Genomic DNA, 25,330 nt, shown 5'->3' with positions numbered 1-25,330 from the left:
TACCTTCTTTTATAATTGTTTACGCGTGAAGCGCCAGACAAAACGTTTTTGCAAGTAGTAAGGGTAGGTCAACAGTAGCCAAGACAGGCCGACACAAAAACCGCCTAACACATCACTGGGAAAATGCACGCCAACATAGATGCGGCTGATGCCGATACAACTGATCAATAGGCCTAGCAGAATACGGAGTCCCCATTGCCAAAAAGGCTGCTTGAAGAAAACTGGGACCAAGAAGAGCAATGTCCCATAAAAAACCATACTGCCTGTCGAGTGTCCGCTGGGGAAACTAAAGCTTGATTCCGTGACTAAGTGTTCAAGGGTTGGTCGCTCCCGTAAAAAGACCAGTTTGATCAATGGATTAAAGAGCCCGGCAATCCCGATGGTGCCGATACAGAGCCATATTGCTTCTGCATAATATTTATTGATCACTAAAACGGCTAAAACAGCAAGAAAGAGCAAGATGATCGTGGTAGGATTCGCAAATTTTGTGACCCATAGAAAAAACGGTGTCCAAAACGGATAGCCGGTGCGGATGATGCGAGTCAAGGTTTCGTCAAAGGAGACCAACCAAGTAGGATAAAATTTCACGAGATAGCCGAGAAAAACGAACAGCAGTAAAAAGCAGCTGCCGGCAAATTGAAAATAAAGTTTTTTATGCATGGAAAAGCCTCGTTTCTAGAGAATTTCTGTCCCTTCAAGCAAAGAGACATCTAGAAGGTATTATAGCATTTATCGCAAGACGGAAAAAGCAGGGAACCATTCAGGGAGCATCCCACTGCCAAGGAATATTTTTCGTTGGGTTAAATACAAACTCTTCATTTCAATAAATGTTCGTTTGATTACAAAGAGTTTACAGTTTCTGAAATCGGCTCAAATACCTTTTATAAATTCTTAAGAAATTGTATACTAAACCTACGTTCACTATAAGGAAAAAACGGAGGAATAACGGACATGAACACGAGTCAATCAAGAAAAGTACATCGTCAAGCAGACCAATCGGGCGATAAGTATCGAGTGATCAAAAAAAGTGCAGTCGTTTTAGGAACGACACTGACTGCTTGCTCTGTTGTAGCTCCATTGGTGTCATCGGTTCAAGCAGAAGCCGTAGAGACCTCGATCGCCCAAGTTTCTACTAGCAATTTTGCCGCGCCGAATACTTCCGCATTTATTGCCGAAATCGCTACTTACGCTCAGCCCGTGGCACAAGCCAACGATTTATATGCTTCTGTGATGATCGCACAAGCCATTTTAGAAAGTGGTTGGGGCCGAAGCAGTTTATCAAAAGCACCGAATTATAATCTATTCGGGATCAAAGGCAGCTACAACGGTCAAACCGTTTATATGAGTACTTTGGAGTACTTGAACAATCAATGGTTGACTATGAATGAACCCTTTAAGCGCTACCCATCATACACGCAATCATTCGAAGATAACGCACGTACTTTACGCTCAACCTCTTTACAAAGCGGCGTTTCATATTATTCTGGCGCTTGGAAGAGCAATACGACTTCATATCTTGATGCAACCGCATGGCTAGCAGGCCGCTATGCGACTGCACCCAATTATGCTTCTTCCCTGAATGCAGTGATCCAACAATTTGGTTTGACGCAATACGACACACCTGCTTCTGGCAATGCCGGTGGTGGTGCCACAGCTAGCGCATCAACCAATACTACGACTACAACGGCGGCTGTCAGCACGAGCGGCAGTCAAACCTATACAGTCGCTTCGGGCGACTCTGTATGGTCGATCGCTAACAAACATGGCATCTCCATGGACCAGTTGCGCAGCTTGAACAACATCAAAAATGATTTTGTTTATCCAGGGCAAACGTTGAAAGTCAACGGCAGCACCCAAAGCACTTCGGCAACTTCTACGGTATCGATCGTCAATCGTAATACTTCAGCAACTACATCAGGCAACACCTATACCGTAGTTTCTGGTGATTCAGTCTGGTCGATCGCCAATAAACATGGGATCTCAATGGATCAATTCCGCAGTTTGAACAATATCAAAAATGACTTTGTCTACCCAGGACAAAAAGTTGTCGTCAGCGGTGGTTCGTCTACGAATACCAGCAGTACCACGACCGTCAGCACTGCATCAACTGCTAGCCAAAGCAGTGGCGGTACCTATACAGTTGCAGCGGGTGATTCAGTCTGGTCGATCGCCAACAAACATGGGATCTCCATGGATCAATTTCGCAGTTTGAACAATATCAAAAATGATTTTGTCTACCCAGGACAAAAAGTTGTCGTCAGTGGTAGTTCCGCAACGAGGACAAGTACAACAACGAGCACGACCGTCAGCAGCCAAACCAGTAGCAGTGCTGCAGGCAACACCTATACGGTGGCAGCGGGTGATTCAGTCTGGTCAGTTGCCAATAAACACGGGATTTCGATGGACCAATTCCGCAACTGGAACAACATCAAAAATGATTTTATCTATCCAGGACAAAAGGTGGTCGTCAAGCAAGGCGGCACAACAGCTACTACCAGCACTTCAGCGACAAATGGTACTTACAAGGTCGCATCGGGTGATTCCGTTTGGGGGATCGCAGATAAGTTTGGCATCACGACGGATCAATTTATTCAATGGAACAATATTCAAAATAACTTTATTTACCCAGGACAAACAGTTAGGGTAAAATAGATTGCTATTCCTAATGATTTTTGTTAGGATAAGTGCAAAGAAACTTTCACGTTTGAGAAGGAATAGTAGAAGTACGGTGGGACTTTTAGAGAGTGCATGGTTGGTGGAAATGCACAGCACACCTTTCGAACTCGTCTTCGAGTGATATCTGACTGAACCTGATTTGGCTAGGCAGATACGGCGATGGCCGTTAAAACATCGAGGTCTGCTTTTTTGAGGAGCAGATAAACTTAGGTGGTACCACGTTGATAACGTCCTATAAAAATCATAGCGATTTTTATAGGACTTTTTTTAAGTTTTGCTGGTTGATTTGACGAGCAAAGCACCAATTTTTAGGAGGAGTCCATCGTGAATTACAATCACAAAGAAATCGAAAAAAAATGGCAAAAATATTGGGCAAAGAAAAATGAGTTCAACACCCATGATGAGCCGGACAAACCAAAATTTTATGCGCTAGATATGTTCCCATATCCATCCGGACAAGGATTACATGTCGGACATCCAGAAGGCTATACGGCTACGGATATCTTGAGCCGCTTCAAACGCAGCCAAGGGTACAATGTACTGCACCCAATGGGCTGGGATGCCTTTGGTCTGCCTGCCGAACAATATGCACTAGATACAGGAAATGATCCAGCGGAATTTACGAAGAAAAACATTGAGACCTTCCGCCGTCAAATCAATGCGCTAGGGTTCAGCTATGACTGGAATCGTGAAATCAATACGACAGATCCTGAATATTACAAGTGGACGCAATGGATCTTTACCAAGCTTTATGAAAAAGGGTTAGCTTATGAAGCCGAAGTTCCGGTAAATTGGGTACCAGAGCTTGGAACTGTGATCGCCAATGAAGAAGTCATTGACGGCAAGAGCGAACGGGGCGGCTATGATGTGATCCGCAAACCGATGCGCCAATGGATGCTAAAAATCACGGCATATGCTGATCGTTTGTTGGACGATTTAGAAGAAGTTGATTGGCCAGAAAGCATCAAAGAAATGCAACGCAATTGGATCGGACGTTCTGTCGGAGCCAACGTAACGTTTAAAGTGGCAGGGATGGAAAAAGACTTTACCGTCTTTACGACTCGCCCAGATACCTTGTTTGGTGCGACCTACGCTGTATTGGCACCAGAACATGAGCTAGTGGCCCAAATCACTACCCCAGAACAAAAAGCAGCCATTGATGCCTATGTAGAAGAAGCATCGAAAAAATCTGATTTGAACCGAACAGATTTGGCCAAAGAAAAAACCGGTGTCTTCACTGGTGCCTATGCCATCAATCCCGTGAATGGCAAAGAGATCCCGATTTGGATCGCCGATTACGTTTTGGCTTCTTATGGAACAGGTGCGATCATGGCGGTTCCTGCCCATGACGAACGTGACCACGAATTTGCCAAAACATTCGGTTTAGAGATCATTCCTGTATTGGCAGGGGGCAACGTGGAAGAATCTGCCTATACCGAAGATGGACTGCATATCAATTCAGACTTTTTGGATGGGCTAGACAAAGAGACCGCCATTGAAAAAATGGTCGCATGGTTGGAAGAAAACCATGTTGGGAAAAAAGAAGTCAGCTATCGTCTTCGCGATTGGTTGTTCTCTCGCCAACGGTATTGGGGTGAACCAATCCCAATCATCCATTGGGAAGATGGGACGACCACAGCGCTTGCTGAAGATCAGCTGCCATTGCGTTTGCCAAAAACCGACAATATCAAACCAAGCGGTACCGGGGAATCGCCATTAGCTAATGTCACGGATTGGGTCAATGTCACCGATCCAGAAACTGGGAAAAAAGGACGTCGCGAAACCAATACGATGCCACAATGGGCAGGAAGCTCATGGTATTTCTTACGCTTTATCGATCCTCATAATAAGTCTGTTTTGGCAGACTATGATAAATTGAAACGCTGGATGCCAGTCGATATTTATATCGGTGGGGCGGAACACGCTGTCTTGCATTTGCTTTATGCTCGCTTCTGGCATAAATTCTTGTATGATATCGGTGTCGTACCAACGAAAGAACCATTTGAAAAATTGTTCAACCAAGGGATGATCCTTGGGGAAAACAATGAAAAAATGTCGAAATCCCGCGGCAACGTCGTCAATCCAGATGATGTCATCAATCAATACGGTGCAGATACTTTGCGTCTATATGAAATGTTTATGGGACCATTGGATGCATCGATCGCCTGGAATGAGAATGGCCTTGAAGGCAGTCGCAAATTCTTGGATCGCGTGTGGCGCTTGATCGTCGATGAAAATGGCAAAATGCGCGACCGCATCACGACATTCAACGATGGAAAATTGTCGAAGGTGTATAACCAAACGGTTAAAAAAGTGACGGAAGATTATGAACAGCTGCATTTCAATACGGCGATTTCCCAATTGATGGTCTTCGTCAATGAAGCGTATAAAGCTGATGCCTTACCTTACGAGTATGTCGAAGGATTTGTGCAGCTATTGGCTCCAATCGCACCGCATATCGGTGAAGAGCTCTGGTCGATCCTCGGGAATGACCATGGGATCTCTTATGTGCCTTGGCCAACCTATGACGAAAGTGCCCTAGTGGAAGATGAGATCGAAGTCGTCTTTCAAGTCAACGGCAAAGTTCGTGCCAAAGCAATGGTTCCAGCAGACGCAGAAAAAGCAGTGCTTGAACAATTGGCCCAAGAAAACGAACTTGTCCAAGAACAGCTCCAAGGAAAAACGATCCGCAAAGTGATCGTCGTACCCAATAAATTGGTTAATATCGTTGCAAACTAAACGCTAAAAAAGTAGCTGCCTAACAGGACAATGGTCTGTTAGGCAGCTTTTTGGTAGCGACAAAGAAAAAAAGTGTTACTGAGTGGTTCTCAGCAACACTTTTTTGTTATTTTTTGCGAATGATCCCATAGAACAAAGCGGCTGTTGCGACCAATGGAATCAAGATCACTAGTAGAAAGCCGTTTGGATACGTAGCGCGAGTGAAAATTTCTGATGAAGCATCACTTCCGCCAAATAGATGATTGGAAATCATGAACTGAGCCATCATAGCAACGATTGCGACAAAACCAATTGCAGCACCAGTACCGACGAATAATTTTTTCTTTGCGTTGTTCATTACATTTGCCCCTTTTATAGTCTCTATGTATCATTATACAAAATTTGGATACGTGTTCAATCTGATTTTGTCAAATAATTGATTCGTAATACACTTGAAATGTTTCTGACATATTTAAGCGCTAAAAAAGCCAAATTTCCGCTTGTTAGCGATCATATTATTCGCTGATCCTCACAGACTCTCGTATAATAAAGAAAGAGAAAAGAAAGAGGGGACTTACATGGAGTATCAATCATTTGAAGGCCAAACGGCTTTTTTTGAAGATTATGCACGGATTGCCAAACCTGGCTATGAAGAAGAGGCAGTCACTGCCGATGTCTTGGAACAGTTGAATCAACAATTAACAGAAGAAGAGCTGTTTTACCGTTTAGCAGCCGAAGATGCCAAAGAAGGGCAAGTCTTTTTGTTTCCTTTCAGCAAGCGAATGTTTACCGAAGACCTTGACGCTGCCATTTCAACAGAATTCCGTTATGATGGCGCACCCTATGTCTATGAGACTTACGAAGATGAACAACCTTAATCACACAGGAAAAAAGCTTTCAGATGATTTAATGGATCATCTGAAAGCTTTTTTGTTGAGACAACTTGTTGCTATTGGTGCTTGGCTTGCTGCTGCGCTAAGGTCAAGTCACCGATGTAAGGGACTTTTTTTCCAGCGACTTTCAAGTATTGTTCGGCGCCTTTGCCCGCAATAATCACGATATCACGACCGTCTGCTTCAGCGATCGCCAATTTGACGGCTTGAGCCCGATCCATCTCATGAATGATGGCAACTTCAGGATTGGTGATAGCATCTGCAATTTCTTTTGCGATCGCAGCTGCTTCTTCAAAATCAGGATCATCGCTGGTCAGGTAGACTTTGTCCGCATATTCTCCTAGCGCTCGTCCCATATCTGCTCGGCGAGATTGGGCTTTTCCGCCAGCACTGCCAGTGACAAAAAGCAGGCGGCCATCTGGTCGTAATTGACGGGCAAGTTCACTTAATGATTGGAAGCTCAGGTAATTGTGGGCATAGTCAACGATCATGACGGCGCCATTTTCTTTTTCTAAAACGATCATTCGTCCAGGGATGATCACTGTCGGCAGGACTTTCTGAGCGTCCTCACGAGAGGCACCCGCTAAGCAGGCAGCCAAAATCGCCGCTGCGGCGTTCTCATGGTTGAAAGAACCTAAGATCCCCAGTTGATATTCACCAGAGACTTGCAAGACATCAGAAGCAGCTGTCAGGGCGAAACTCTTTAGGTCCATTCCTTCTTGAACGACATAATCGGCATCTGAACGTCCGTAGGTGATATAAGGAACTTGATGGACTTCACAAGTTTCTCGCAGCAAGTGGTAGTGATCGCTTTGACGATTTAAAATCATTTGTTTGCTGTTGCGGATCAGTTCCCGTTTGCAGTAAAGGTAATCATCATAAGTCGGGTGTTCCACCGGTCCAATGTGATCAGGCGAAATATTCAAGAACGCGCCAATATCAAAGGTAATGCCGGCTACCCGTTTGGTTTTATACGCTTGAGAAGAAACTTCCATTACAAGATGGGTCATGCCGTTTGCAACAGCCTCAGCCATCATTTTATAAAGATCCAGTGTTTCGGGAGTCGTCAACACTGCTTCATTAAAGGTTTTTCCATCGACTGAGTTTTCCTCCGATGAAAAGAATGCTACTTTTTGACCCGTCGATTCTGCTAAAATCGCCCGAGCAAAATAGGCGCAACTGGTTTTGCCTTTGGTGCCAGTGATGCCGATGGTCACTAGCTGTTCTTGCGGGTTGCTATAAAATGCTTGAGCGATCACTGCCATCGTTTCTCGAATGTCCGTAACAATGATCCCGTAGGTTGCGAAGTTGTCATAAGGTGTTTCTGAAATGTAGCACTGAATGCCTTGATCAATGGCGGCGGCTAGGTAGCTTTCTTTAAAAGAAGCCCCTTTACAGAAAAAAAGCGTTGCCGCATTGGCCGTTCGCGAGTCGTAACTTAAGGAGGTAAAGGCAATATCAGTCATTTCTTGCGGCACGGTATAAACCCAATCAGTGGGGGTGATGATTTCTTTTAGTAGGTTTTCCTGCAATAAGAGTTTGCGGATCTGTGGCACGGTAATGAGTTCCTTTTGCATCGTTGTTCTCCTTCATTCCTCTAAAGATTTCTCTTATTATAGCATAACTCCTAAAAACCGCCGTTTAGGAGGGAAAAGTTTTCTTTTTTTTCTTCTTATTTTGAAGAAACTTTAAGATGTTGCAAAAATAGATTGCGACCAACTCTTTTTCGAATTAAAATGGAAGGGATATGTTTGTAGAAAGTTGGAGATAATGGCGATGGATAATCACATGCGTTCAGTGTCAAAAGAATTAACTACACAAGAAAAAATGGCTCAAGGATCTGCTTGGATGACAATGGGCAATATCGGTTCACGTTTGCTTGGCGCCATTTACATTTTACCTTGGTATTATTGGATGGGGGCAAATGCCGATAAAGCAAATGCGTTATTTGGGATGGGCTATAATGTTTACGCCTTATTTTTAATGATCTCAACTGCTGGGATCCCATCGGCAATTGCCAAGCAGATTTCTTTTTATAATTCTCGCCAAGAATACCGCACCAGCCAGAAGCTCTTTTTAAGGGCCTTCCAATTGATGGCAGGCTTTGGCGTGGTGACCGCCGGAATCATGTATTTGGCAGCCCCATGGTTGGCAACGGCTTCAGGTGGCGGGGAAGAATTGATTCCTGCAATGCGCTCATTGAGCATTGCACTATTGGTCTTTCCTTGTATGAGTGTTATGCGAGGATACTTCCAAGGAAACCAAGACATGAAACCTTTTGCGATCTCGCAAGTTGTCGAACAAATCGCCCGCGTCTGCTATATGCTTTTGGCGACCTTCATCATTATGCGGGTTATCGAAGGCGAATACACGGCGGCTGTGACGCAATCGACCTTTGCCGCCTTTATCGGTGTCTTAGCCAGTATTTTGGTTTTAGGCTATTACTTCCAAAAGCAACGGGTGCGGATGGACGTCTTAGTCGATATGAGCAAAGAAGAAACCGTGTTGCAAACCAAAGAATTGGTTTTAGCGACCATCAAAGAAGCGATCCCTTTTATTATCGTTGGTTCTGGGATCACGATTTTAAAATTGGTGGATCAATACACCTTTGTGCGGATCATGAGTAGTTTTACTGAATTTTCAAATGATCAGCTCTTAGAATTAATGGCGATTTTCGGTAGCAACCCTGATAAGTTGACGATGGTGGTTATCGGATTAGCTACTTCCATGGCTTCAACAGGCTTGCCTTTGATCAGTGAAGCAGTCGCCAAAAAAGACAAAAAGAACTTAGCTAAATTGATCAGCAACAACTTACAATTGTATTCCTTTGTAATGTTCCCAGCGACCTTTGGGATGATCGTGCTGTCTTATCCCTTATACACCTTGTTTTATCGTCCAGATGCGTTAGGAGCGAGCGTTTTAGTCGCTGCCTGTCTGTCTGGTCTGGTCTTGGGCTTGTTTATGCTTAGTTCTAGTATGCTGCAAGGAATGTACCACAACAAAGAAGCCGTTGTTTTCTTCTTTGTAGGGTTGCTGGTGAAGTTGATCTTGCAGTATCCAGCGATTCGGTTGTTCCAAGTTTATGGCCCATTAGTTTCCACGACGATTGCTTTAGGGATCGTCTGCTGGCTGAACATTCGCAAGATGATTCGCAAAGGCCATTTCAATGTAAACTTAACGTTGCGACGGACGTTATTGATTGGCGCGATGACGATCATTATGGTGATCGCAGCGTTGATCGCCCGCCAACTCTTTGGTCTCATCTTTAGCTCTGAAAGAAAAGTCCAAGCATTTATCTTGAGCTTGCTAGTAGCAGGAGTCGGTGGCAGTGTGTACATCTACATTGCGCTGAAATTGCGTTTAGCTGAAAAACTACTCGGCTCATCAATGGTTCGTTTACGCCAGAAATTACACATCAAATAAAACTAGAAGCAGCCGCTGAGCCTCCTTTGTGAGACCTTGGCGGCTGTTTTATATGAAAGGAAGAAACCGATGCGTTTAGACAAGTTTTTAGCGGATATGGGTTATGGCTCCCGCAAAGAAGTGAAACAGTTGATCAAAAAAGGTCTCGTGACCGTCAATGGACAAGTCATCAAGAGTGACAAAGCGCAAGTACTAGAAACACAAGATACCGTTTGTTTTGAGGGGGAACCCATCGTCTATCAAAGCCAGTTTTATTATTTGCTGAATAAACCCGCTGGAGTGATTTCGGCAACCGTCGATTCCTATGAAGAGACGGTCTTAGATTTGTTTTCTGAAGAAGCGTTTCGCGAAGATTTGTTTCCAGTAGGACGGTTGGATAAAGACACCGAAGGCTTTTTGCTGATTACGAACGATGGCGGATTGGCGCATCAATTATTGTCGCCTAAGAAGCATGTGGAAAAAGAATATTATGCCCAAGTCGAGGGAATCATGACAGCGGAGGATCAAAAAACCTTTGGCAAAGGCATCAAATTAGACGGCGAGTGGACCTTGCCGGCTGAACTGCAGATCCTCAACGTCGATGAAGACGAAACGCGCAGCGAAATCAGACTGATCCTCCATGAAGGCAAGTTTCATCAAGTCAAACGGATGGTCCATGCAGTAGGAAAAGAAGTCGTTTATTTGAAACGGATTCGCATGGGAGGCCTGTCCCTGCCAGATGATTTGGCATTAGGCGAGTATCGGGAATTGACTCCTGAGGAATTGGCGAAGCTGCAAGAGCGAGGATAAGACGATCGGCGAGCTAAAGAAATTCTTATGAAAGTTGTTATTCGGCTGCAATATTTGTAAAAAAAGCCCGTTTTATAGGTGATTTACATGAAAGTTTGCAACAATAGACTTTAAACTGTTGGAAAAACCCTCTTTTTTTTCATGAATAAGCATGTTAAAGTAGCCAAGCTACTAAAAAAAGAAGGAGTTACCTCATTGAAGAAAAAGATTTTTTTATTGCTCGCCCTTACGTTGCCTCTTTTCCAGCCAGCTATCAGTTATGCTGCTGAAACCAAGAGCAGCGAGGAACTGACGGTTTTGACCACAGAACTAGCCTCTTATGAAGACGAAGTCACCATCAGCCAACAGAAAGTCACAGCGTTGGAAAGTCAATTAGCGGATTATCAGGAAGAATTAAGCCAATTGGCAGAAGAAAGCAAGGAAGTTCAAACGCAGATCACTGCACTAAATGATCAAAAAGCCCAGCACCAAGGAAGCCAAGCGCAAAGCAGTCTGGTAGTCGATGGACCGCAAGCCACGATCCAGCAACTACGCAAGTTTAGTGAACAACAAGCGGCTTTACGGGAAGTGAACCAACAATTGGCGGAAAAAGAAGCCGAACAACAACGAATCACTTCGTACCAAACCTTGACGCAAGCCCAATTAGTACATAGCGAAGAACAATTAGCAACAGCCAAAAAAGAATTGCAGTCCCAACAAGAGCAGCTGCAGCAGACGCAAGCCCAAGTGCAAGACCTACAAGAAAAAGTGGAGCAAGAAGCAAAAGCAGCTGAAGAAGCGAAACAAAAAGCCAAAGAAGCAGCGGAGAAAGCGGCAGCCAGTGAATTTTCACTGCCAATCACTGGCTCCGTGTCGATCTCCAGCGGTTTTGGTACTCGAGCAGACCCGACTGGTTTTTCAGGGACGCAGCATGACGGGATCGACTTCACAGGTCAAGCGGGGGAGAAGATCGTCGCCGCTCGTGATGGACAGGTAGAAGATGCTGGCTATGGCCCAAGCACTGGAAATTACGTGATTTTGGCTCACGATAATGGCTTTTACTCGTATTATTTTCATTTAACAGCTGTCAGTGTCTCAAAGGGGGCGACCGTTGCAGTCGGCGACCAAGTCGGTACGATGGGGACGACTGGAAATTCGACAGGCGTCCATCTGCACTTTGGACTGAGTAAGACGTTGTGGTCAGATTTCGTTGATCCAGCAGCTTACTTACCGCTATAAACCAAAATACCAAGTAGAAGCATGGAGAAAATCATCTGAAACCAAAAAGCATGACTGACAAGAGGGATTCCTCAAGTCGTCATGCTTTTTGGTTGCTTACCACAAGCCCGGTTGAGCGATGATCACTAACTGTTCTTTGGTAAAAGGATGCTCTAGATGCAATTCGTAGCCATGCAGCAGCAAACGTGGCGCTGATTTGTTTTGGTAAAGCGGGTCGCCAACGACTGGATGACCGATGCTGGCAAGGTGGACGCGAATTTGGTGGGTCCTACCAGTTTCTAACACACAATACACATTGGTTGTCTTTTGTTGGGCGTGGGCGATGGTTACATGGGTGACGGCTGACTGACCGTTGCGGGAGTCAATGATCCGCTTGCGACGATCGTGACGGTCACGACCGATTTTTTTGGCGATCGTTTGATCTTGCGTAAGTTTCCCCCAAACAGTGGCTTGATAGCGACGGAAAATCTGTTTGTTTTCCAGCATTCGGCCCAAGATCGGCAACACCAAAGGATTTTTTGCAAATAAAACCACACCGCTGGTTTCTTTGTCTAGACGATGGACCACATAAGGCTGCTGCTGTTTCGGCGCAAGGTAAGCAGCTGCATCATTCAACAGAGTATCGGCTTCTAATGGCTGATTTGGGTGCGTCTTGACCCCGGCAGGCTTGTTCAGCACCAATAAGTGTTCATCTTCAAAAAGTACGTCGACTTTGTCCGCTTGGCCTAACTGGATCGGCTGGTAGCTGTAATCACTGTCTTCAATGATCAAAGTGATTTGATCGCCGCCACGAACTTCTTGATGAAACATCGCGGGCTGCTGATTGACGGCCACATTTTTCCGTGTGCGCAGAAAATGGCGCACTTTTCGTGGAACGAGCCACTCCTGTTCCAACAAATCGCGAAGCGGCATGGGCGGGTGATTTTCGGGTAAAGTCATGGTGTATTCCATAATAACGTCCTTTCTTTGCTATTCGCTACCGACTATTATAGCATCTTTAAGCTTTTCTTATAAAAAAAACAATAAAAAACAGAGTATTCAATGCTAGAATAATAAAGCATTCTTTTCGAATGAAATTACGTCTAGAGCCGTATAACAAAGAAAGTCATTTATGCTACACTTAACCAAAGGAGCGTGAAGTAATGGATTGGAAACACATCCTTCACAAAATAAAGACCGGTTGGCTGACCTTTTGGCGCTGGTTAAAACCGTATTTGCAGCAATTTCATCAATGGCGCAAGCGGGTTTGGAAAAAATACCACGTAAATAAAATTTTTATTTTACTTAGTTTAGTTGCTATCTTAATCATGAGCGGGTATTTATTTTATATCGCCAAAAATACGAAAGTCAGTGAATTAGAGTCAGGTCTGAAAGAATCGACGGTGATTTTTGATGCCAATGGTGATGAAGCAGGGCAGTTGTACTCGCAAAAAGGCACGTACGTTTCTCTTGATGCCATCTCCAGTGATGTGGTCAACGCCTTGATCTCAACTGAAGACCGCAACTTCTATAATCACCACGGGTTTGATATCAAAGGGATCGCTCGGGCAGCCCTACGTATGCTGGTCAACCGCAGTGCCGAAGGCGGTGGGGGAAGTACCATCACCCAGCAGCTTGCTAAAAATGCCTATCTGTCCTTGGATCAAACCTTTAGTCGAAAAGCCAAGGAGCTTTTCTTAGCGATCGAGATCGAGAAGAAATATTCTAAAGATGAGATTTTAGAAATGTATTTGAACAGTTCCTATTTCGGTAACGGGGTTTGGGGCATTCAAGATGCCTCGCTAAAATATTTCGGTGTCAATGCTTCTGAACTAAGCGTGGGAGAAGCTGCGACGTTGGTGGGGATGCTCAAAGGTCCTTCGATCTATAACCCGATCGACAATCTGGAAAACGCCACGAACCGTCGCGACACCGTCTTGAGTTTGATGGTGGATAACGGCAAGTTGGACCAGTCCGTTGCTGACCAAGAATCACAAGTTGCCTTAGCCAATTTACTTTATGATGGATTTGGCAATTCAGAATCTGGCTATAAGTATCCTTATTATTTCGATGCGGTCATCGACGAAGCCGAATCCTATGGGTTGGACGCCGATGATGTCATGAATCGCGGCTACAAGATCTATACAGCCCTGGATCAAAACTACCAAGCACAAATGGAAGCTGCCTATAAAAACGATGCCTTGTTCCCTGAAAATGCCGCTGATGGCACGATGGTGCAATCTGGCTCTGTTGCACTTGATCCGAATACCGGTGGGGTGCAAGCGGTGGTGGGTCGTCGTGGTGAGCACGTCTTTAGAGGATTTAATTTTGCCACGCAAATGAAACGTTCACCAGGTTCCACGATCAAACCGATCAGCGTCTTCGCCCCTGCCCTAGAAGCTGGGTTTGAACCGGACAGTGTCCTGAAAGACGAGCCCCTTGATTTTTATGATGCTCAAAACTTTGACGGGACCTATGCTGGCGAAGCAGTCATGTACCAAGCCCTCGCCCAAAGTTTGAATCTGCCAGCAGTTTGGCTGCTGCATGAGATCGGCTTAGATCGCGGGTATAGCAAAGCACAAGAATTCGGTCTTTCCTTGACCGAATCCGACAAATATTATGGCTTAGCATTAGGTGGTTTGGAAAAAGGGGAATCTCCAATGACGATGGCAGCAGCGTATGGCGTTTTCGCTAATGGCGGGTATTACTACAAACCGCATTTGATCACCAAAATCGTTGATTCAACTGGTGCCGTGATCGTTGACAATACGTCTGTGCAAGGCAAACGCGTGATTTCTAAAGAGACCGCTGATAAAATGACGAGCATGATGCTAGGAACCTTCTCTAACGGGACGGGGGTTAGTGCTAGTCCGTACGGCTTTACGATCGCCGGTAAGACGGGTACGACAGAGACCAACTTTGATGCTTCTAAGGTCAATGACCAATGGATCGTCGGCTATACTCCTGATATGGTTCTGTCAACCTGGCTAGGATTTGAACATGTGAGTGAAGATCATTACTTAACGGGAACTAGCGGACAAGTTGTTGGGAAAATATTTAAAGCAGAGGCCGAAAGCTTACTGCCTTATAGTCAAGGCACCCAATTCCAAGTTGCAGACGCTTATTGGACAGGCGGAAAATTAATGGCAGCCGATGAGGTACCAGATCCTGATAGCAGTACGTCACAAAATAGCAATGATTGGCAACAAACCATCGATGACTTTGCCGAAAGCGCCAAAGAAGGTATGAAGGAATTCGGCAGCAAGATCAAAGAAGGAACGAAAGAATTGTTTGGCGGCTTGTGGAATTCCATTAGTGGAAATTAAAGGAATTAGGCAACTGCTAGTCTAGAACCTGAGAAGAATGGTATACTAGAAAAAAAGAGGAGGCGTCAAAATGGCAAATATTTATGATACAGCAAACCAATTAGAACGTGAATTACGGGAGTCAGAACAATTTCAAGATCTGAAAGGTTCTTTCGACCGTTTGAAAGCAAATGAAGAAGCGTACGCGTTATTCAAAGAGTTTCAAGAGTTGCAACAAAGCCTGCAACAAAAAATGATGGCTGGCGAAGAAATGACGGAAGAAGAAGCGCAAAAAGCCCAAGAATTATCGCAAAAAATTCAACAAGACGGCATCGTTTCTGACTTGATGCAAAAAGAGCAAGCCTTCAGTTTAGTGGCCAATGACTTGAACCGCATCATCATGGGTCCTGTAAGAGATCTATACGAAGCGTAATCGCCAACAAACAAAGACCAAAGAAGCAAGTGAAACTTCAGAGAAATTGGCTGCAACTGCAAGAGTCGTTTCCAAAGAAGTTTCAAAAGCGCTTCTTTGGTTTTTTTTATGAAAAAGGCGAACAAATTTTCGTATTTTGCTGACGAAATGACTGATAAATGTTATGATAGAAGCATTAAGGAGGGAGAAAGAAATGCGATTTTTACATAGTGCAGACCTGCATATCGACCGGTCATTTGAAGGGGTCCATCTGTTATCTGAAAAAGTGAAGACCCAACTCCCTGCTATCAATCAAAAAATCATCCGTAATTTGGTGGATGTTGCTTTAGAAAAAGCGGTCGATTTTGTTTTGCTGGCTGGGGATACATTCCATCAAGCACGGCCGAGTCTAAAAGTGCAGCATGACTTTTTTGCCCAACTGCAACGACTGGGAGAAGCAGAGATCCCAGTCTATATGATTTTCGGCAACCATGATTATTATGATCCGCAACGGTATTGGTTTGCTTTTCCAGAAAACGTCATTCTCTTTTCATCGGAAGAAGTTCAAACGGTACAAGGAACAACGAAAAACGGTGAAACCTATGCAATCAGTGGATTTAGCTACCAACATCCTTGGATCGCTGAAAATAAAGTAACAGAATTTCCCGCAAGAGCAGCGGTGGATTACCATATTGGGCTTTACCACGGGGATCAAGCCGGTGAACGGTATGCCCCCTTTTCAATCAGTGAAATGAAGCAAAAAGGCTATGATTATTGGGGCTTGGGGCACATCCATGTACCTAAGACGCTCTCAGAGCAACCACCGATCCTCTATCCCGGTACGCCTCAAGGAAAGACCAAGAAAGAGCAGGCGACTGGGGTGATTTTGGCAGAATTATCGCCACAAGGACCAACAATCGAGCGCTTGGAGATCGCGGAAATCGCTTGGCAAAAGCAAGTGGTCTCCTTAGCGGATGTGACCGCCTCGAATGCCGTATTGCTAGCGATCATCGAGCGCTTAAAAAGTCCTCGTTCGCGCTTGCTGCATCTGGTGTTGACCGATGTGCAGCAGCTGCCGCCAGATTGGTTTCCAGCTGCGGAAAAAAATGAATGGCTGACCTACCTCAATGAACGGTTGGCACAAACAGAGCCGCTGCAAGTAATCTATGCCCTTGAAGTCGAGCAAGCCAATGAAGACAAGATCGCATTGGCGGTACCACAAGACTATATGCTGCAGTTTTTAGCGATGTATGAGTCACCAGAGATCTTTGCGGACCGACTGTCCGATCTATTGCAGCATCCGCTGATCCAGCGGGGGATCACCCATGAATTATTTCAAGAAGAAGTCTTGCAGCAAGCCAAGCAATTGTTGAAAGACGACTTTCAATGGGAGGAGCAGTCATGAGAATTTTAAAAGCAGAGATTACCGGTTTTGGGAAATACCATGAACAAAGCTTTGCCTTTCATCCGCAAAATCAGCTGCTCTTTGGGCACAACGAGATCGGAAAATCGACGTTGTATCAATTTATTGCCGCCATCTTATTTGGCTTTCCGAAAAAGACAGCCAAGAAAAAAGACTATACCCCCAAAAACGGTGCAGCTTACGGTGGCAAGTTATGGTTGGCTCTGGAACCCTTCGGCGAAGTGATCGTGGAACGCTATCGGCATGTAGACCGCGGTCGTGCCAAAGTCCATGTCGCTGGTCAGACGGTCGATGAGCAATGGCTGGCACAACACCTGCAGCCCCTCAATCGAGCATTGTTCTTCGATGTCTTTACCTTTCAGCAAGAGCAATTGACCCAGATCGATAAGCTAGAAGAAAATGAGCTGCACCAAGCGTTGATTTCTCTGGGAATCAGCGGCAGTCAAAAAATGCTGCAGCAAGTGGCACAATATGAAACCATCAATCAGCAGCAATACAAGCCACGGGGGCAAAAGCTGCCTTTGAATCAGGCGTTAAAACAATTAGAAAAACTGCAAAAAACGATTGCGGAAAAGGAAAGCGAAGAAAGCCGCATCCAACAGCAGTATCAGCAGATCGCCCAGTTGCAAGAACAGATCCAAGACTTGCGATACCAGTTTCAAGCATTGAATGAAGCCTATCAGGAAAATCAGCAGCAGCTGAGTCATTGGGGGCTTTATGAAGAGTGGCAGCAAATGGCACCAGCAGATACGTTAGCCGATCCTCAGCAAGTCCAAGCCATCAAACAGTTTTATCAGCAGTATCAGCAGCTGACGGAAGAAATTCGCAAAAAAGAAGCTGAATTAGATCAGTTGGAGCAAGGAAAAGAATCAGATAAGTATTTCTTTTACCTTGATCACGAGCACCAAATCAATCACTTGCTGCAGCAGCAAGTGACGATGGCGCGTTTGGCAGATCGTGAAGCAGCGGCCAATCAACAAGAAGCCGTCGCCATCACGGAGCTGAATCGCTTGGTCGAAAAGCGCCAATGGAGTAGAGAATCGCCGCCGCTAGTAACGGCTTCGATCCATGAACAAACCACACGTTTACTACAAGAACGTGTGCAGTTAGAAGAGCTCGAAAAGCGCATGATGCGTTTAGAAGAAAAAGCGCAGCCTTTGCAAGCCACCGCAGCTCGCTTAGAACAGCAGCATCCTCAATTGATTGGCCGCAAGCCGGTTTCTCGCCCGCTATGGCCGCTAGGGATCGTCGGTGGGCTGCTAGTAGTGATCGGTATCTTTTTGCCGAGTCCGTGGCGCTGGCTTGCTCTAGGTGTAGGGATCGCAGCGATCATTGGCAGTGTTTTGCCGTTGATGAAAGCAGCGCCAAACAAACAGCAAGGCATCAAACAGGAATGGCAGACGGTTCTCATGCAGCTGGATCTGCTGGGAGAAGAGTTGGCGCAGCTGGGAAATGAACAGCAGCAAAAGCAGCAGCAGATCGATCGTGCCCACCAAGCCCTGACACCCTTTTTTGGTAATTTGCCGGTGGAAAGCTGGCAGTCGTATTTATTAGCCTATGATGAAGATGTTGCTAGCTATCAAGCCTACTCACAGCAGCGCAAACAAGCCTATCAAGAACGGCAAGCCGTCGCAGAAGAACTGGCACCCTTTGACGAGCAGTTCCGACCTTATGCTGAGTGGCTGCCGTTGCAAAACAAAACCTTGTTAGAAAAAGCAGCGATCTTGCAGAAATTTCATGAAGAGATGCAAACAATCAAGCTTTCACGACTGCAACAACCTAGCACGCTGCTGGCCCAACAGTTGACCCGCACCCGCAATGAACGCGACCAGCTACTTTCCCAGGCCAGTGATCTCTTACAGCAACAAGGCTTAGATCACCCTGCAGAAATCAGCCTCTGGTTGAAGCAATGGGAAGCGGCGCAACGCACGCAGCAGCGAGCAGAAGAATTGGCGGTGATGTTAACACCGATTTATCCTAAACCAGTGACGCAAGCAGAATTGCTGCAGCAAAAAGACCAGATCAAGCAGCAGCAAACACAGCTTCAGGCACAAATACAGCAGTTGACGGAGCAAAAACAGCGTTTGGAATTAGAAGCAGCAGCTAGTCAAAAAAATGGCACCTTGAATCAGCTTTATCAAAAAGAAAGTGAGCTAAAGGCGGTCATTGAAGAACTTGCTGTGGCATGGGGGAGTCGTCAGTTGGCGGCTTCGATTTTAACGGATGTCACGACCGAGTTGTCAGAACAGCAATTGCCGCAGCTATTGTCGGCTGCTTCAACCTATTTTGAACAGCTATCAAACGGACGTTATCAAAAGATTCTTTTGGAAAATGGCTTGTTGGTAGCGGCAAATGCCAGCGAGACGTTTTCGATCATCGACCTGTCCACAGGCACGAAGGATCAGTTAATCATGGCGTTACGCTTCGGTTATCTAGCACTGCAAAAAAATCACCCATTGTGTCCAATCATTATTGATGATGGTTGGCTGCATTATGATAGTGTTCGTAAGGAACGGTTTGCCGCAATGTTAAAAGAGTTTGGGCAAAGTTATCAAGTAATTTGTTTGTCTTCTGACCAAGAAATGGTAAGCTATTATCAGAAGTACCAGCAGCCTATCCAGGATCTGAGTAAAGGAAGTGAAAGATTTGGCTGATCGGCCAAATAAGCCCATGAAAAAAATTCGTGAATTAACTGTTGATGAAACGTTTCAACTTTTCTTGCTGATCAAGAATGCCGATGTGCGGATCGCGAAAAACGGCAAAAAATTTATTGCCTTCACCTTTCAAGATACATCCGGCACGATCGACGGAAAGTTCTGGGATGCATCAGATGAAGAAATCGCCCGTTTTGAACCCGGGAAAGTAGTACTGCTAGATGGAAAACGGGAGGTCTACCAAGGCAATCCGCAAGTCAAAATCATGCATTTGCGTTTAGCGAAACCGGAAGAGCCCCATGAACCAAGCCAATACATGGAAAAAGCACCCTTGCGAAAAGAAGAGATGGAAGAAGAAATCAGTCAAACCTTGTTTGAGATCACGAATCCTCACTGGAATCGAATCGTCCGTTTCTTACTGAACAAGTATAAAAAGGAATTCTTTGACTTTCCAGCTGCGAAGCGCAATCACCATGCCTTCGCCAGTGGATTGGCGTATCATACGACCACTATGCTGCGGTTAGGAAAAGCAATCGTCAAAGAGTACCCTGAATTGAATGCTTCACTACTGTATGCGGGTATCATTTTGCATGATTTAGGAAAAGTGATCGAGTTGACAGGTCCGATGACGACAGAGTATACCTTGGCGGGGAATCTAGTAGGGCATTTGGTCTTAGTGGATGAAGAAATCACGCAAGCCTGTATGGCTTTGAAATTTGATGACAAAGAAGAAGATATCGTTGTTTTGCGGCATATGGTTTTAGCCCACCATGGCTTATTAGAATATGGGTCACCTGTTCGCCCCCGCATAATGGAAGCGGAGATCCTCCATCAGATCGATAATTTGGATGCTTCCATGCAAATGATGCTGACGTCGATTCGTTTAACGGAACCTGGTCAATACACAGACCGAATTTTTGGCATGGACAATCGGAGTTTTTATGTACCGAAAGAAGTGTAGCGGTGACCTTGTAGCACGATCAACTAAAGTGAATGACGGAAAGAACAAAAACCACGCTAGGCTTGCTTAGCGTGGTTTTTCAGATGTTGGAAAAAGTAGCTGAATCGGCAATATTAACCTAATTAGCATAAAAAAAGAAGCGCCGCTACGACGGCACTTCTTTTTTCGTTTATTCAGCAGAAGAATCTGTAGCACTCTCACTCGTTGCAGTAGAATCATCGGTTGCATCAGTAGCAGAAGAATCTGCCGCTGAGCTGTCCGTTGCATCGGTAGCAGAAGAGTCAGCAGTTGAATCTTCTGTTTCGGCCGCTGTGATGTAATCAGAAAGCAAGTCTGCTAAGTCAGAGTCTTTCATTTTCACATTAGCTGCTTGCAATTCTTGACCGATCGTTGCTGCCATAAAGGTTGAATCATTCAACAAAGTGTTTTGAGCAATTTCAGTCAATTCATCTTTGTATTTATCCATATCGTTGCCTTTGTCTTGGTTTTTCACCATTTTCACAATATAGTATTCCGTCGTGTAAGTTGACGTGTTGGTTGCAGAGATCACTTCAGAGATTTCACCATCTTTTAAGTCAAAAGCGGCTGTTTTTACTTCACTTGGTACAGCTGATGAAGTAGAATCGAATTTGATCGTTCCGCCATCTTCTTTTGTTGCCGCATCCGTTGATTTTTCTTTAGCGATTTCGCCAAAGTCTGCATCATCTTTTTTCGCTTCTTCTAAGACGTCTTTGGCATCATCTTCACTTGCTACTTTGATGATTTGTGCTTCTACTTCAGGGTGGAAAGAATCCCAAGCAGTTTTCATGTCTTCATCAGTGATATCCATGTTGGCTTTTAAGCCTTCACGTAACGCAAGTTGTTGTTTCAATTCTGCACGGTAAGATTTTACCGTATAACCAGAGGCAGTCAATGTTGATTCAAAGGAATCACTGCCGCCGTATTGCTCAGCCACGTTGTTGAATTGTTCGTCGATCATTTCTTCCGTTACGTCATCGCCGTATTTTTCATTAAAGACTTTCAAGACGATCATTTCACGCAACGCTTGTTGATTTTCTGTACTTGTTTTTGCTTTGTCATAAAAATCTTGAACAGTGATTTTACCGCCCTTCATTGTTGCGATTTCCTCACTTGAGTTACCACAAGCCGCTAATGCAAAAAGACTCATTGCACTGACTGCTACTAAAATTAATTTTTTCTTCATTCGTTTAAGCACTCCTAATTCTAAAAAGTTTCATAATAATCACTGCACTTACTATACCACTTCTAGAAATGGTTGGAAAGAAAACAGCGGATGTTTCAAACAAAATTCATAAAAACTACAAATTTTCGATTTGTTTGTCGTCCTCTGCGCTTTGGGCTTGAATCGTCGTGATGTGCTGATTCAATTGTTCCATTTGGGTTTTGATCCGAGCAAGGCGCGGTTGTGCTTGGAATTTGAAGGCTTCCAAATCTTTCGTGAAAGATTCGGTCACAACTGGGATCGTTTCGTCGATCGTTTTGCGGGTTACCATCACAGCATCTTTGAGCTGTTTGACGCTGTCATTGAATTCTAAGGTCGCTTCTGTCGTGTCATCTAAATAGCGAATCAATTCTTCACGGGTTTCATTGCCGCTTTTTGGTGCAAAAAGCAAACCGCCTAAGCCGCCGGCAATGGAACCGAACAAAAGTCCTTTAAGAAAATTACCGATCATTTAGTTCACCTGCTTTCCAATTTTTTCGGCGATTGCCGCTAGCTCTTCCCCCGTGTAATTGTCTGCGTGATTGCCAAAATGGATCTTGAAATCATCGTCTTTGCTGTAGCGAGGAATCAAATGGACATGGGAATGGAAGACGGATTGGTACGCCAATTCTTTATTGTTGTTGATGATATTTAAGCCTTCGATCTCAGGGAATGCTTTTTCGATCGCCCGAGCAATCTTAGGGATACGGGCAAAAACCGCTGCTGCCAACGTTTCATCGTACTCGAAAATATCCGTCACATGCGTTTTGGGAATGACCAATGTATGACCAGGGGTGACTTGGGAAATATCTAAAAAGGCATAGACTTGCTCATCCTCGTAGACTTTGTAGCTAGGAATCTCACGATTATTGATTTTACAAAAAATACAATTTTCCATTGTAAAAAACCTCCTTGATCTATTACCTCTACTTTACCATATTTTGCTTTTTTTCGTCTGGTTTCCTCTTTGAAAAAGTCGGAACAAGGCAACTGTTCCTTCAACAAAGGCGCTTTTTTAAAGAAATGCGAAAAGCAAGCGAGAAACGCTTGCATTTAGATTCCAACAACCCTAGACTTAATATCAGAAATCATTTGGAAAGAAGGAACCTATGAAACCGATCATTAAAGAAACCTTACAGAAAAAAACAACGACTTCAGCGAAGCTTCGCTACTTAGCCTATGCCTATAAAGAGTGGTTGATCGCGATCACGCTGTTTGTGGTGTTTGCTGGTTCAATCACTTATTCTCTGACACGTCCGCAAGAAGAAGTAGTCAATGCCGCCATTGTCACTGAAACAGCAATGGACCCTGCGGTGCAAAGTGAATTGGAAGCAGCCGTTGAAGCATGGGCAATAGACCAAGGGTATCAAAAAGAAGAGCTGAGGATCAGCCTGGTTTCTTATGCCGAACCAGCCGCTGTCCAAGCCTTTACCACCCGTCTTGCCGCTGGTGCGATCCAAATGGTCGTTTTTCCAGCCAGCGAAGCACAAACGTGGCAAGAGCGCTTTGGCAGCCAAGAACTAGCGCAAGAAATCATTACAGTGGGAGAAAATGAATTTATCCTGCAAGTCACGAATAAAGAAAAATAAACAACTGTTTTGCCAGCTGACTGAATTGAACAAAAAGAGCCTACGTTGACAAAGAGCCATAATCAGGCGAATCGGAGGGAAAAAATGACTTTACAAGTAGCAAACGTGACAGGCGGCTATAATCAGCTGCCAGTCTTAAAAAATATTGATTTTACGATCGGCGATGGGGAGCTCGTTGGCTTGATCGGCTTGAACGGGGCAGGGAAGAGTACGACGATCAAAGAAATCATCGGTTTACTGCAACCTCACAGCGGCACCATCACGATCGACGGCTTGACCCTTAAAGAAAACCCAGAGCAATACCGCAAACAAATCGGGTATATCCCCGAAACCCCTTCTTTATATGAAGAATTGACCTTAAGAGAGCACATTGAAGTGACGGCGATGGCCTACGATCTTCCACAAGAAGAAGCCATGAAGCGAGCAGAACGCCTGCTAAAAACCTTTCGCTTAGAAAACAAACTCGATTGGTTCCCGGCAAACTTTTCAAAAGGGATGAAACAAAAAGTCATGGTACTGTGTGCCTTTTTGATTGAGCCGAGTGTCTACATCATTGATGAACCCTTTCTAGGATTAGATCCTTTAGCGATCAATGCGTTATTGGAACTGATGAATGAGATGAAACAAACCGGGGCATCTATTTTGATGTCCACCCACATTTTAGCAACCGCAGAGAAGTATTGTGACAAATTCATCCTCTTGCATAACGGTGAGATCCGCGCACAAGGGACATTGGCGGAACTAAGAAGCCAATTTCAAGCACCAGAAGCCTCCCTTGATGATCTGTACCTCGCACTGACAAAGGAGAGTCAAGCATGAAGCAGTTTTTCTCGCAACGCTTACAGCGGCATCAAAAACAGATGACACGCTATTTGCGCTATGTCTTCAATGATCATTTTGCTTTGATCAGCACCTTCTTAGTCGGAGGTCTGGGGCTCTATTATTCTGAATTGCTAAAAACATTGCCGCGGCCGTTTCCATTAGGCGGCATCATCGTGGTCGCTGTTTGGCTCTTTGTTTTACCGCTGGGACGCTTAGCGACACTGACGAAACCGGCAGATTTGATTTTTCTGTTAGCCAAAGAAGGACAAATGACAAGTTATCTCAGCCAAGCGTTACGTTATTCCCTCTGGCTGCCCTTTTGGGTTTTATTTTTAGCCGTAGGGGCAACGATGCCTTTGGTCGTGGTCACAGCAAACAGCACCTTTGCCTCATTCCCATACTTTTTAGGGATGATGTGGCTCTTAAAACTGGGGGATCTTTCACTACAACGGATTCGTTTGTATCAAGAAACTCAGCAGCAAGTCAAACAGCAGCGAGGCATCTGGTTCGCAAGTACGTTTGCTGCCACACTTGCCAGTATTTATGTAGCACCTTGGCTAGGATTGGGGATCAGCATCCTCCAAGCAATCTGGTTCCTCTTTGGACTGAAAGCCAATAGCCAGCTTTTGGATTGGGACTATATGATCCAAGCCGAACAGTCGCGCTTAATGCGTATCTATCGTTTTATCAACTTATTTACAGATGTTCCCCAAATCACGACGGAAGCCAAACGGCGCAAATACCTCGACTGGCTGCTGGCAAAGATCAAACCAGTGCACAGCAATACGTACCTCTATCTTTACTTGCGCCGAGTGATCCGTGGGGGGCAATATGGCGGGCTTTATGTCCGTTTGACTTTGATTGGTGGGTTCGTCTTATTCTTTGTCGATGAGCTTTGGATCAGTCTGCTGATCGGCTGCTTGTTTCTTTATCTGATCGGTTTCCAACTGATTCCTTTGATCAATGAGTTTCAATACATGGTTTTGACACATCTGTATCCCGTGCCAGAAAAACAAAAAGCCGCAGCGATCAAAAAAATTCTTGGGGCACTCTTACTGGTGACCGCAGTTCTTTTCGGTGTGATCTGTTGCTTGCGCTTGCCTTTTGTTTGGCAAGGCGGTATCGCGTTTCTTGGCTTCTTAGGGTTTGCGGGTCTTTTTTTAGGCATCTACTTGCCAGGGCGATTAAAGAAAATGCACGCCTGATCCACAAGTGGCCTCTCTTACAAAAAGCGAACGCATATGCG

The 25,330-nt window shown here is 44.9% G+C and carries 21 protein-coding genes and 1 other annotated feature; of the genes, 14 read left to right on the top strand and 7 right to left on the bottom strand.

Annotated elements, in window-relative coordinates; genetic code table 11:
* Window positions 1-9 precede the first annotated feature (9 nt).
* Entirely contained in the window at window positions 10-660 is a 651-nt protein-coding gene (locus tag ACIPK1_RS04270) for a phosphatase PAP2 family protein (protein ID WP_400449977.1), read from the bottom strand.
* 291 nt (window positions 661-951) lie between these two features.
* On the opposite strand from ACIPK1_RS04270, the gene ACIPK1_RS04265 reads away from it, so the two are divergent.
* Window positions 952-2,652: a LysM peptidoglycan-binding domain-containing protein gene (locus ACIPK1_RS04265; RefSeq protein ID WP_086372400.1), complete on the top strand. Its 1,701-nt coding sequence runs from the start codon at window positions 952-954 to the stop codon at window positions 2,650-2,652.
* Window positions 2,653-2,694: 42 nt separating this feature from the next.
* Window positions 2,695-2,914 (top strand) — a binding site (T-box leader).
* Between the two features lie 86 nt (window positions 2,915-3,000).
* Entirely contained in the window at window positions 3,001-5,415 is a 2,415-nt protein-coding gene (leuS, locus tag ACIPK1_RS04260) for a leucine--tRNA ligase (protein WP_016620000.1), read from the top strand.
* A 106-nt stretch (window positions 5,416-5,521) separates the two neighbouring features.
* Here the strand turns inward: leuS and ACIPK1_RS04255 are convergent, their stop codons facing one another.
* A complete protein-coding gene (locus ACIPK1_RS04255) occupies window positions 5,522-5,752 on the bottom strand; it encodes a hypothetical protein (protein ID WP_005233376.1) in 231 nt (76 codons plus the stop codon).
* Window positions 5,753-5,972: 220 nt separating this feature from the next.
* Here ACIPK1_RS04255 and ACIPK1_RS04250 point away from each other — a divergent pair, with 220 nt between their 5' ends.
* Complete coding sequence (locus ACIPK1_RS04250) at window positions 5,973-6,272, top strand: DUF5960 family protein (protein ID WP_008382014.1); 300 nt, start codon at window positions 5,973-5,975, stop codon at window positions 6,270-6,272.
* A 71-nt stretch (window positions 6,273-6,343) separates the two neighbouring features.
* Here ACIPK1_RS04250 and murE read toward each other — a convergent pair whose 3' ends face one another.
* Window positions 6,344-7,864 carry a UDP-N-acetylmuramyl-tripeptide synthetase gene (murE, locus tag ACIPK1_RS04245; protein ID WP_301388164.1) on the bottom strand — a complete coding sequence of 507 codons (1,521 nt, stop codon included), beginning with the start codon at window positions 7,862-7,864 and terminating at the stop codon, window positions 6,344-6,346.
* A gap of 199 nt (window positions 7,865-8,063) precedes the next feature.
* Here murE and ACIPK1_RS04240 point away from each other — a divergent pair, with 199 nt between their 5' ends.
* The 3 genes from ACIPK1_RS04240 to ACIPK1_RS04230 all read left to right on the top strand — a co-directional run bounded on the left by ACIPK1_RS04240 (window position 8,064) and on the right by ACIPK1_RS04230 (window position 11,717).
* On the top strand, window positions 8,064-9,710 hold the full coding sequence (locus tag ACIPK1_RS04240) for a polysaccharide biosynthesis protein (RefSeq protein ID WP_008382016.1): 1,647 nt from the start codon (window positions 8,064-8,066) through the stop codon (window positions 9,708-9,710).
* A 69-nt stretch (window positions 9,711-9,779) separates the two neighbouring features.
* Window positions 9,780-10,499, top strand: a complete 720-nt coding sequence (locus ACIPK1_RS04235) for a pseudouridine synthase (protein ID WP_301388161.1) — start codon at window positions 9,780-9,782, stop codon at window positions 10,497-10,499.
* Window positions 10,500-10,640: 141 nt separating this feature from the next.
* Window positions 10,641-11,717 carry a M23 family metallopeptidase gene (locus ACIPK1_RS04230; protein WP_144331053.1) on the top strand — a complete coding sequence of 359 codons (1,077 nt, stop codon included), beginning with the start codon at window positions 10,641-10,643 and terminating at the stop codon, window positions 11,715-11,717.
* Between the two features lie 96 nt (window positions 11,718-11,813).
* Here ACIPK1_RS04230 and ACIPK1_RS04225 read toward each other — a convergent pair whose 3' ends face one another.
* The gene (locus ACIPK1_RS04225) at window positions 11,814-12,668 is read right to left on the bottom strand and encodes an RluA family pseudouridine synthase (RefSeq protein ID WP_086332726.1); all 855 of its coding nucleotides are present in this window, start codon (window positions 12,666-12,668) and stop codon (window positions 11,814-11,816) included.
* A 191-nt stretch (window positions 12,669-12,859) separates the two neighbouring features.
* On the opposite strand from ACIPK1_RS04225, the gene ACIPK1_RS04220 reads away from it, so the two are divergent.
* The 5 genes from ACIPK1_RS04220 to ACIPK1_RS04200 all read left to right on the top strand — a co-directional run bounded on the left by ACIPK1_RS04220 (window position 12,860) and on the right by ACIPK1_RS04200 (window position 20,451).
* On the top strand, window positions 12,860-15,022 hold the full coding sequence (locus ACIPK1_RS04220) for a PBP1A family penicillin-binding protein (RefSeq protein WP_008382020.1): 2,163 nt from the start codon (window positions 12,860-12,862) through the stop codon (window positions 15,020-15,022).
* A gap of 70 nt (window positions 15,023-15,092) precedes the next feature.
* Window positions 15,093-15,434, top strand: a complete 342-nt coding sequence (locus tag ACIPK1_RS04215; protein ID WP_005227708.1) for a YlbF family regulator — start codon at window positions 15,093-15,095, stop codon at window positions 15,432-15,434.
* A 193-nt stretch (window positions 15,435-15,627) separates the two neighbouring features.
* Window positions 15,628-16,818 carry a DNA repair exonuclease gene (locus tag ACIPK1_RS04210; protein ID WP_301388160.1) on the top strand — a complete coding sequence of 397 codons (1,191 nt, stop codon included), beginning with the start codon at window positions 15,628-15,630 and terminating at the stop codon, window positions 16,816-16,818.
* Complete coding sequence (locus ACIPK1_RS04205; protein ID WP_400449973.1) at window positions 16,815-19,490, top strand: AAA family ATPase; 2,676 nt, start codon at window positions 16,815-16,817, stop codon at window positions 19,488-19,490. The genes ACIPK1_RS04210 and ACIPK1_RS04205 overlap by 4 nt, the downstream gene beginning before the upstream one ends.
* Before the next feature lie 16 nt (window positions 19,491-19,506).
* Window positions 19,507-20,451, top strand: coding sequence for a 3'-5' exoribonuclease YhaM family protein (locus ACIPK1_RS04200; RefSeq protein WP_034872173.1), 945 nt, complete (start codon window positions 19,507-19,509; stop codon window positions 20,449-20,451).
* Between the two features lie 169 nt (window positions 20,452-20,620).
* Here ACIPK1_RS04200 and ACIPK1_RS04195 read toward each other — a convergent pair whose 3' ends face one another.
* The 3 genes from ACIPK1_RS04195 to ACIPK1_RS04185 form a co-directional block, all read right to left on the bottom strand.
* Window positions 20,621-21,655 carry a peptidylprolyl isomerase gene (locus tag ACIPK1_RS04195; RefSeq protein ID WP_016620008.1) on the bottom strand — a complete coding sequence of 345 codons (1,035 nt, stop codon included), beginning with the start codon at window positions 21,653-21,655 and terminating at the stop codon, window positions 20,621-20,623.
* Between the two features lie 115 nt (window positions 21,656-21,770).
* A complete protein-coding gene (locus ACIPK1_RS04190) occupies window positions 21,771-22,145 on the bottom strand; it encodes a YtxH domain-containing protein (RefSeq protein ID WP_005227717.1) in 375 nt (124 codons plus the stop codon).
* The gene (locus tag ACIPK1_RS04185; RefSeq protein WP_016620009.1) at window positions 22,146-22,571 is read right to left on the bottom strand and encodes an HIT family protein; all 426 of its coding nucleotides are present in this window, start codon (window positions 22,569-22,571) and stop codon (window positions 22,146-22,148) included.
* A gap of 211 nt (window positions 22,572-22,782) precedes the next feature.
* Between ACIPK1_RS04185 and ACIPK1_RS04180 the strand changes: the two genes are divergently transcribed.
* The 3 genes from ACIPK1_RS04180 (at window position 22,783) to ACIPK1_RS04170 (ending at window position 25,289) form a co-directional block, all read left to right on the top strand.
* The gene (locus tag ACIPK1_RS04180; protein ID WP_005233404.1) at window positions 22,783-23,262 is read left to right on the top strand and encodes a hypothetical protein; all 480 of its coding nucleotides are present in this window, start codon (window positions 22,783-22,785) and stop codon (window positions 23,260-23,262) included.
* Window positions 23,263-23,346: 84 nt separating this feature from the next.
* Window positions 23,347-24,081 carry an ABC transporter ATP-binding protein gene (locus ACIPK1_RS04175; RefSeq protein WP_005233406.1) on the top strand — a complete coding sequence of 245 codons (735 nt, stop codon included), beginning with the start codon at window positions 23,347-23,349 and terminating at the stop codon, window positions 24,079-24,081.
* On the top strand, window positions 24,078-25,289 hold the full coding sequence (locus ACIPK1_RS04170; RefSeq protein WP_400449969.1) for an ABC transporter permease: 1,212 nt from the start codon (window positions 24,078-24,080) through the stop codon (window positions 25,287-25,289). The genes ACIPK1_RS04175 and ACIPK1_RS04170 overlap by 4 nt, the downstream gene beginning before the upstream one ends.
* Window positions 25,290-25,330 lie beyond the last annotated feature (41 nt).

It is taken from the genome of Enterococcus sp. NPDC086594, assembly GCF_044746145.1.
Taxonomy (GTDB): Bacteria; Bacillota; Bacilli; order Lactobacillales; family Enterococcaceae; genus Enterococcus_D; species Enterococcus_D entomosocium.
This window is presented reverse-complemented; position numbering and strand designations above follow the sequence as displayed.

Excerpts from the sequence above, each read along its gene's own strand:
- ACIPK1_RS04270 (WP_400449977.1), bottom strand. The coding sequence starts at position 660 with ATGCATAAAAAACTTTATTTTCAATTTGCCGGCAGCTGCTTTTTACTG.
- ACIPK1_RS04265 (WP_086372400.1), top strand. The coding sequence starts at position 952 with ATGAACACGAGTCAATCAAGAAAAGTACATCGTCAAGCAGACCAATCG.
- ACIPK1_RS04255 (WP_005233376.1), bottom strand. The coding sequence starts at position 5,752 with ATGAACAACGCAAAGAAAAAATTATTCGTCGGTACTGGTGCTGCAATT.
- ACIPK1_RS04250 (WP_008382014.1), top strand. The coding sequence starts at position 5,973 with ATGGAGTATCAATCATTTGAAGGCCAAACGGCTTTTTTTGAAGATTAT.
- murE (WP_301388164.1), bottom strand. The coding sequence starts at position 7,864 with ATGCAAAAGGAACTCATTACCGTGCCACAGATCCGCAAACTCTTATTG.
- ACIPK1_RS04240 (WP_008382016.1), top strand. The coding sequence starts at position 8,064 with ATGGATAATCACATGCGTTCAGTGTCAAAAGAATTAACTACACAAGAA.
- ACIPK1_RS04235 (WP_301388161.1), top strand. The coding sequence starts at position 9,780 with ATGCGTTTAGACAAGTTTTTAGCGGATATGGGTTATGGCTCCCGCAAA.
- ACIPK1_RS04230 (WP_144331053.1), top strand. The coding sequence starts at position 10,641 with ATGAATAAGCATGTTAAAGTAGCCAAGCTACTAAAAAAAGAAGGAGTT.
- ACIPK1_RS04225 (WP_086332726.1), bottom strand. The coding sequence starts at position 12,668 with ATGGAATACACCATGACTTTACCCGAAAATCACCCGCCCATGCCGCTT.
- ACIPK1_RS04220 (WP_008382020.1), top strand. The coding sequence starts at position 12,860 with ATGGATTGGAAACACATCCTTCACAAAATAAAGACCGGTTGGCTGACC.
- ACIPK1_RS04215 (WP_005227708.1), top strand. The coding sequence starts at position 15,093 with ATGGCAAATATTTATGATACAGCAAACCAATTAGAACGTGAATTACGG.
- ACIPK1_RS04210 (WP_301388160.1), top strand. The coding sequence starts at position 15,628 with ATGCGATTTTTACATAGTGCAGACCTGCATATCGACCGGTCATTTGAA.
- ACIPK1_RS04205 (WP_400449973.1), top strand. The coding sequence starts at position 16,815 with ATGAGAATTTTAAAAGCAGAGATTACCGGTTTTGGGAAATACCATGAA.
- ACIPK1_RS04200 (WP_034872173.1), top strand. The coding sequence starts at position 19,507 with ATGAAAAAAATTCGTGAATTAACTGTTGATGAAACGTTTCAACTTTTC.
- ACIPK1_RS04195 (WP_016620008.1), bottom strand. The coding sequence starts at position 21,655 with ATGAAGAAAAAATTAATTTTAGTAGCAGTCAGTGCAATGAGTCTTTTT.
- ACIPK1_RS04190 (WP_005227717.1), bottom strand. The coding sequence starts at position 22,145 with ATGATCGGTAATTTTCTTAAAGGACTTTTGTTCGGTTCCATTGCCGGC.
- ACIPK1_RS04185 (WP_016620009.1), bottom strand. The coding sequence starts at position 22,571 with ATGGAAAATTGTATTTTTTGTAAAATCAATAATCGTGAGATTCCTAGC.
- ACIPK1_RS04180 (WP_005233404.1), top strand. The coding sequence starts at position 22,783 with ATGAAACCGATCATTAAAGAAACCTTACAGAAAAAAACAACGACTTCA.
- ACIPK1_RS04175 (WP_005233406.1), top strand. The coding sequence starts at position 23,347 with ATGACTTTACAAGTAGCAAACGTGACAGGCGGCTATAATCAGCTGCCA.
- ACIPK1_RS04170 (WP_400449969.1), top strand. The coding sequence starts at position 24,078 with ATGAAGCAGTTTTTCTCGCAACGCTTACAGCGGCATCAAAAACAGATG.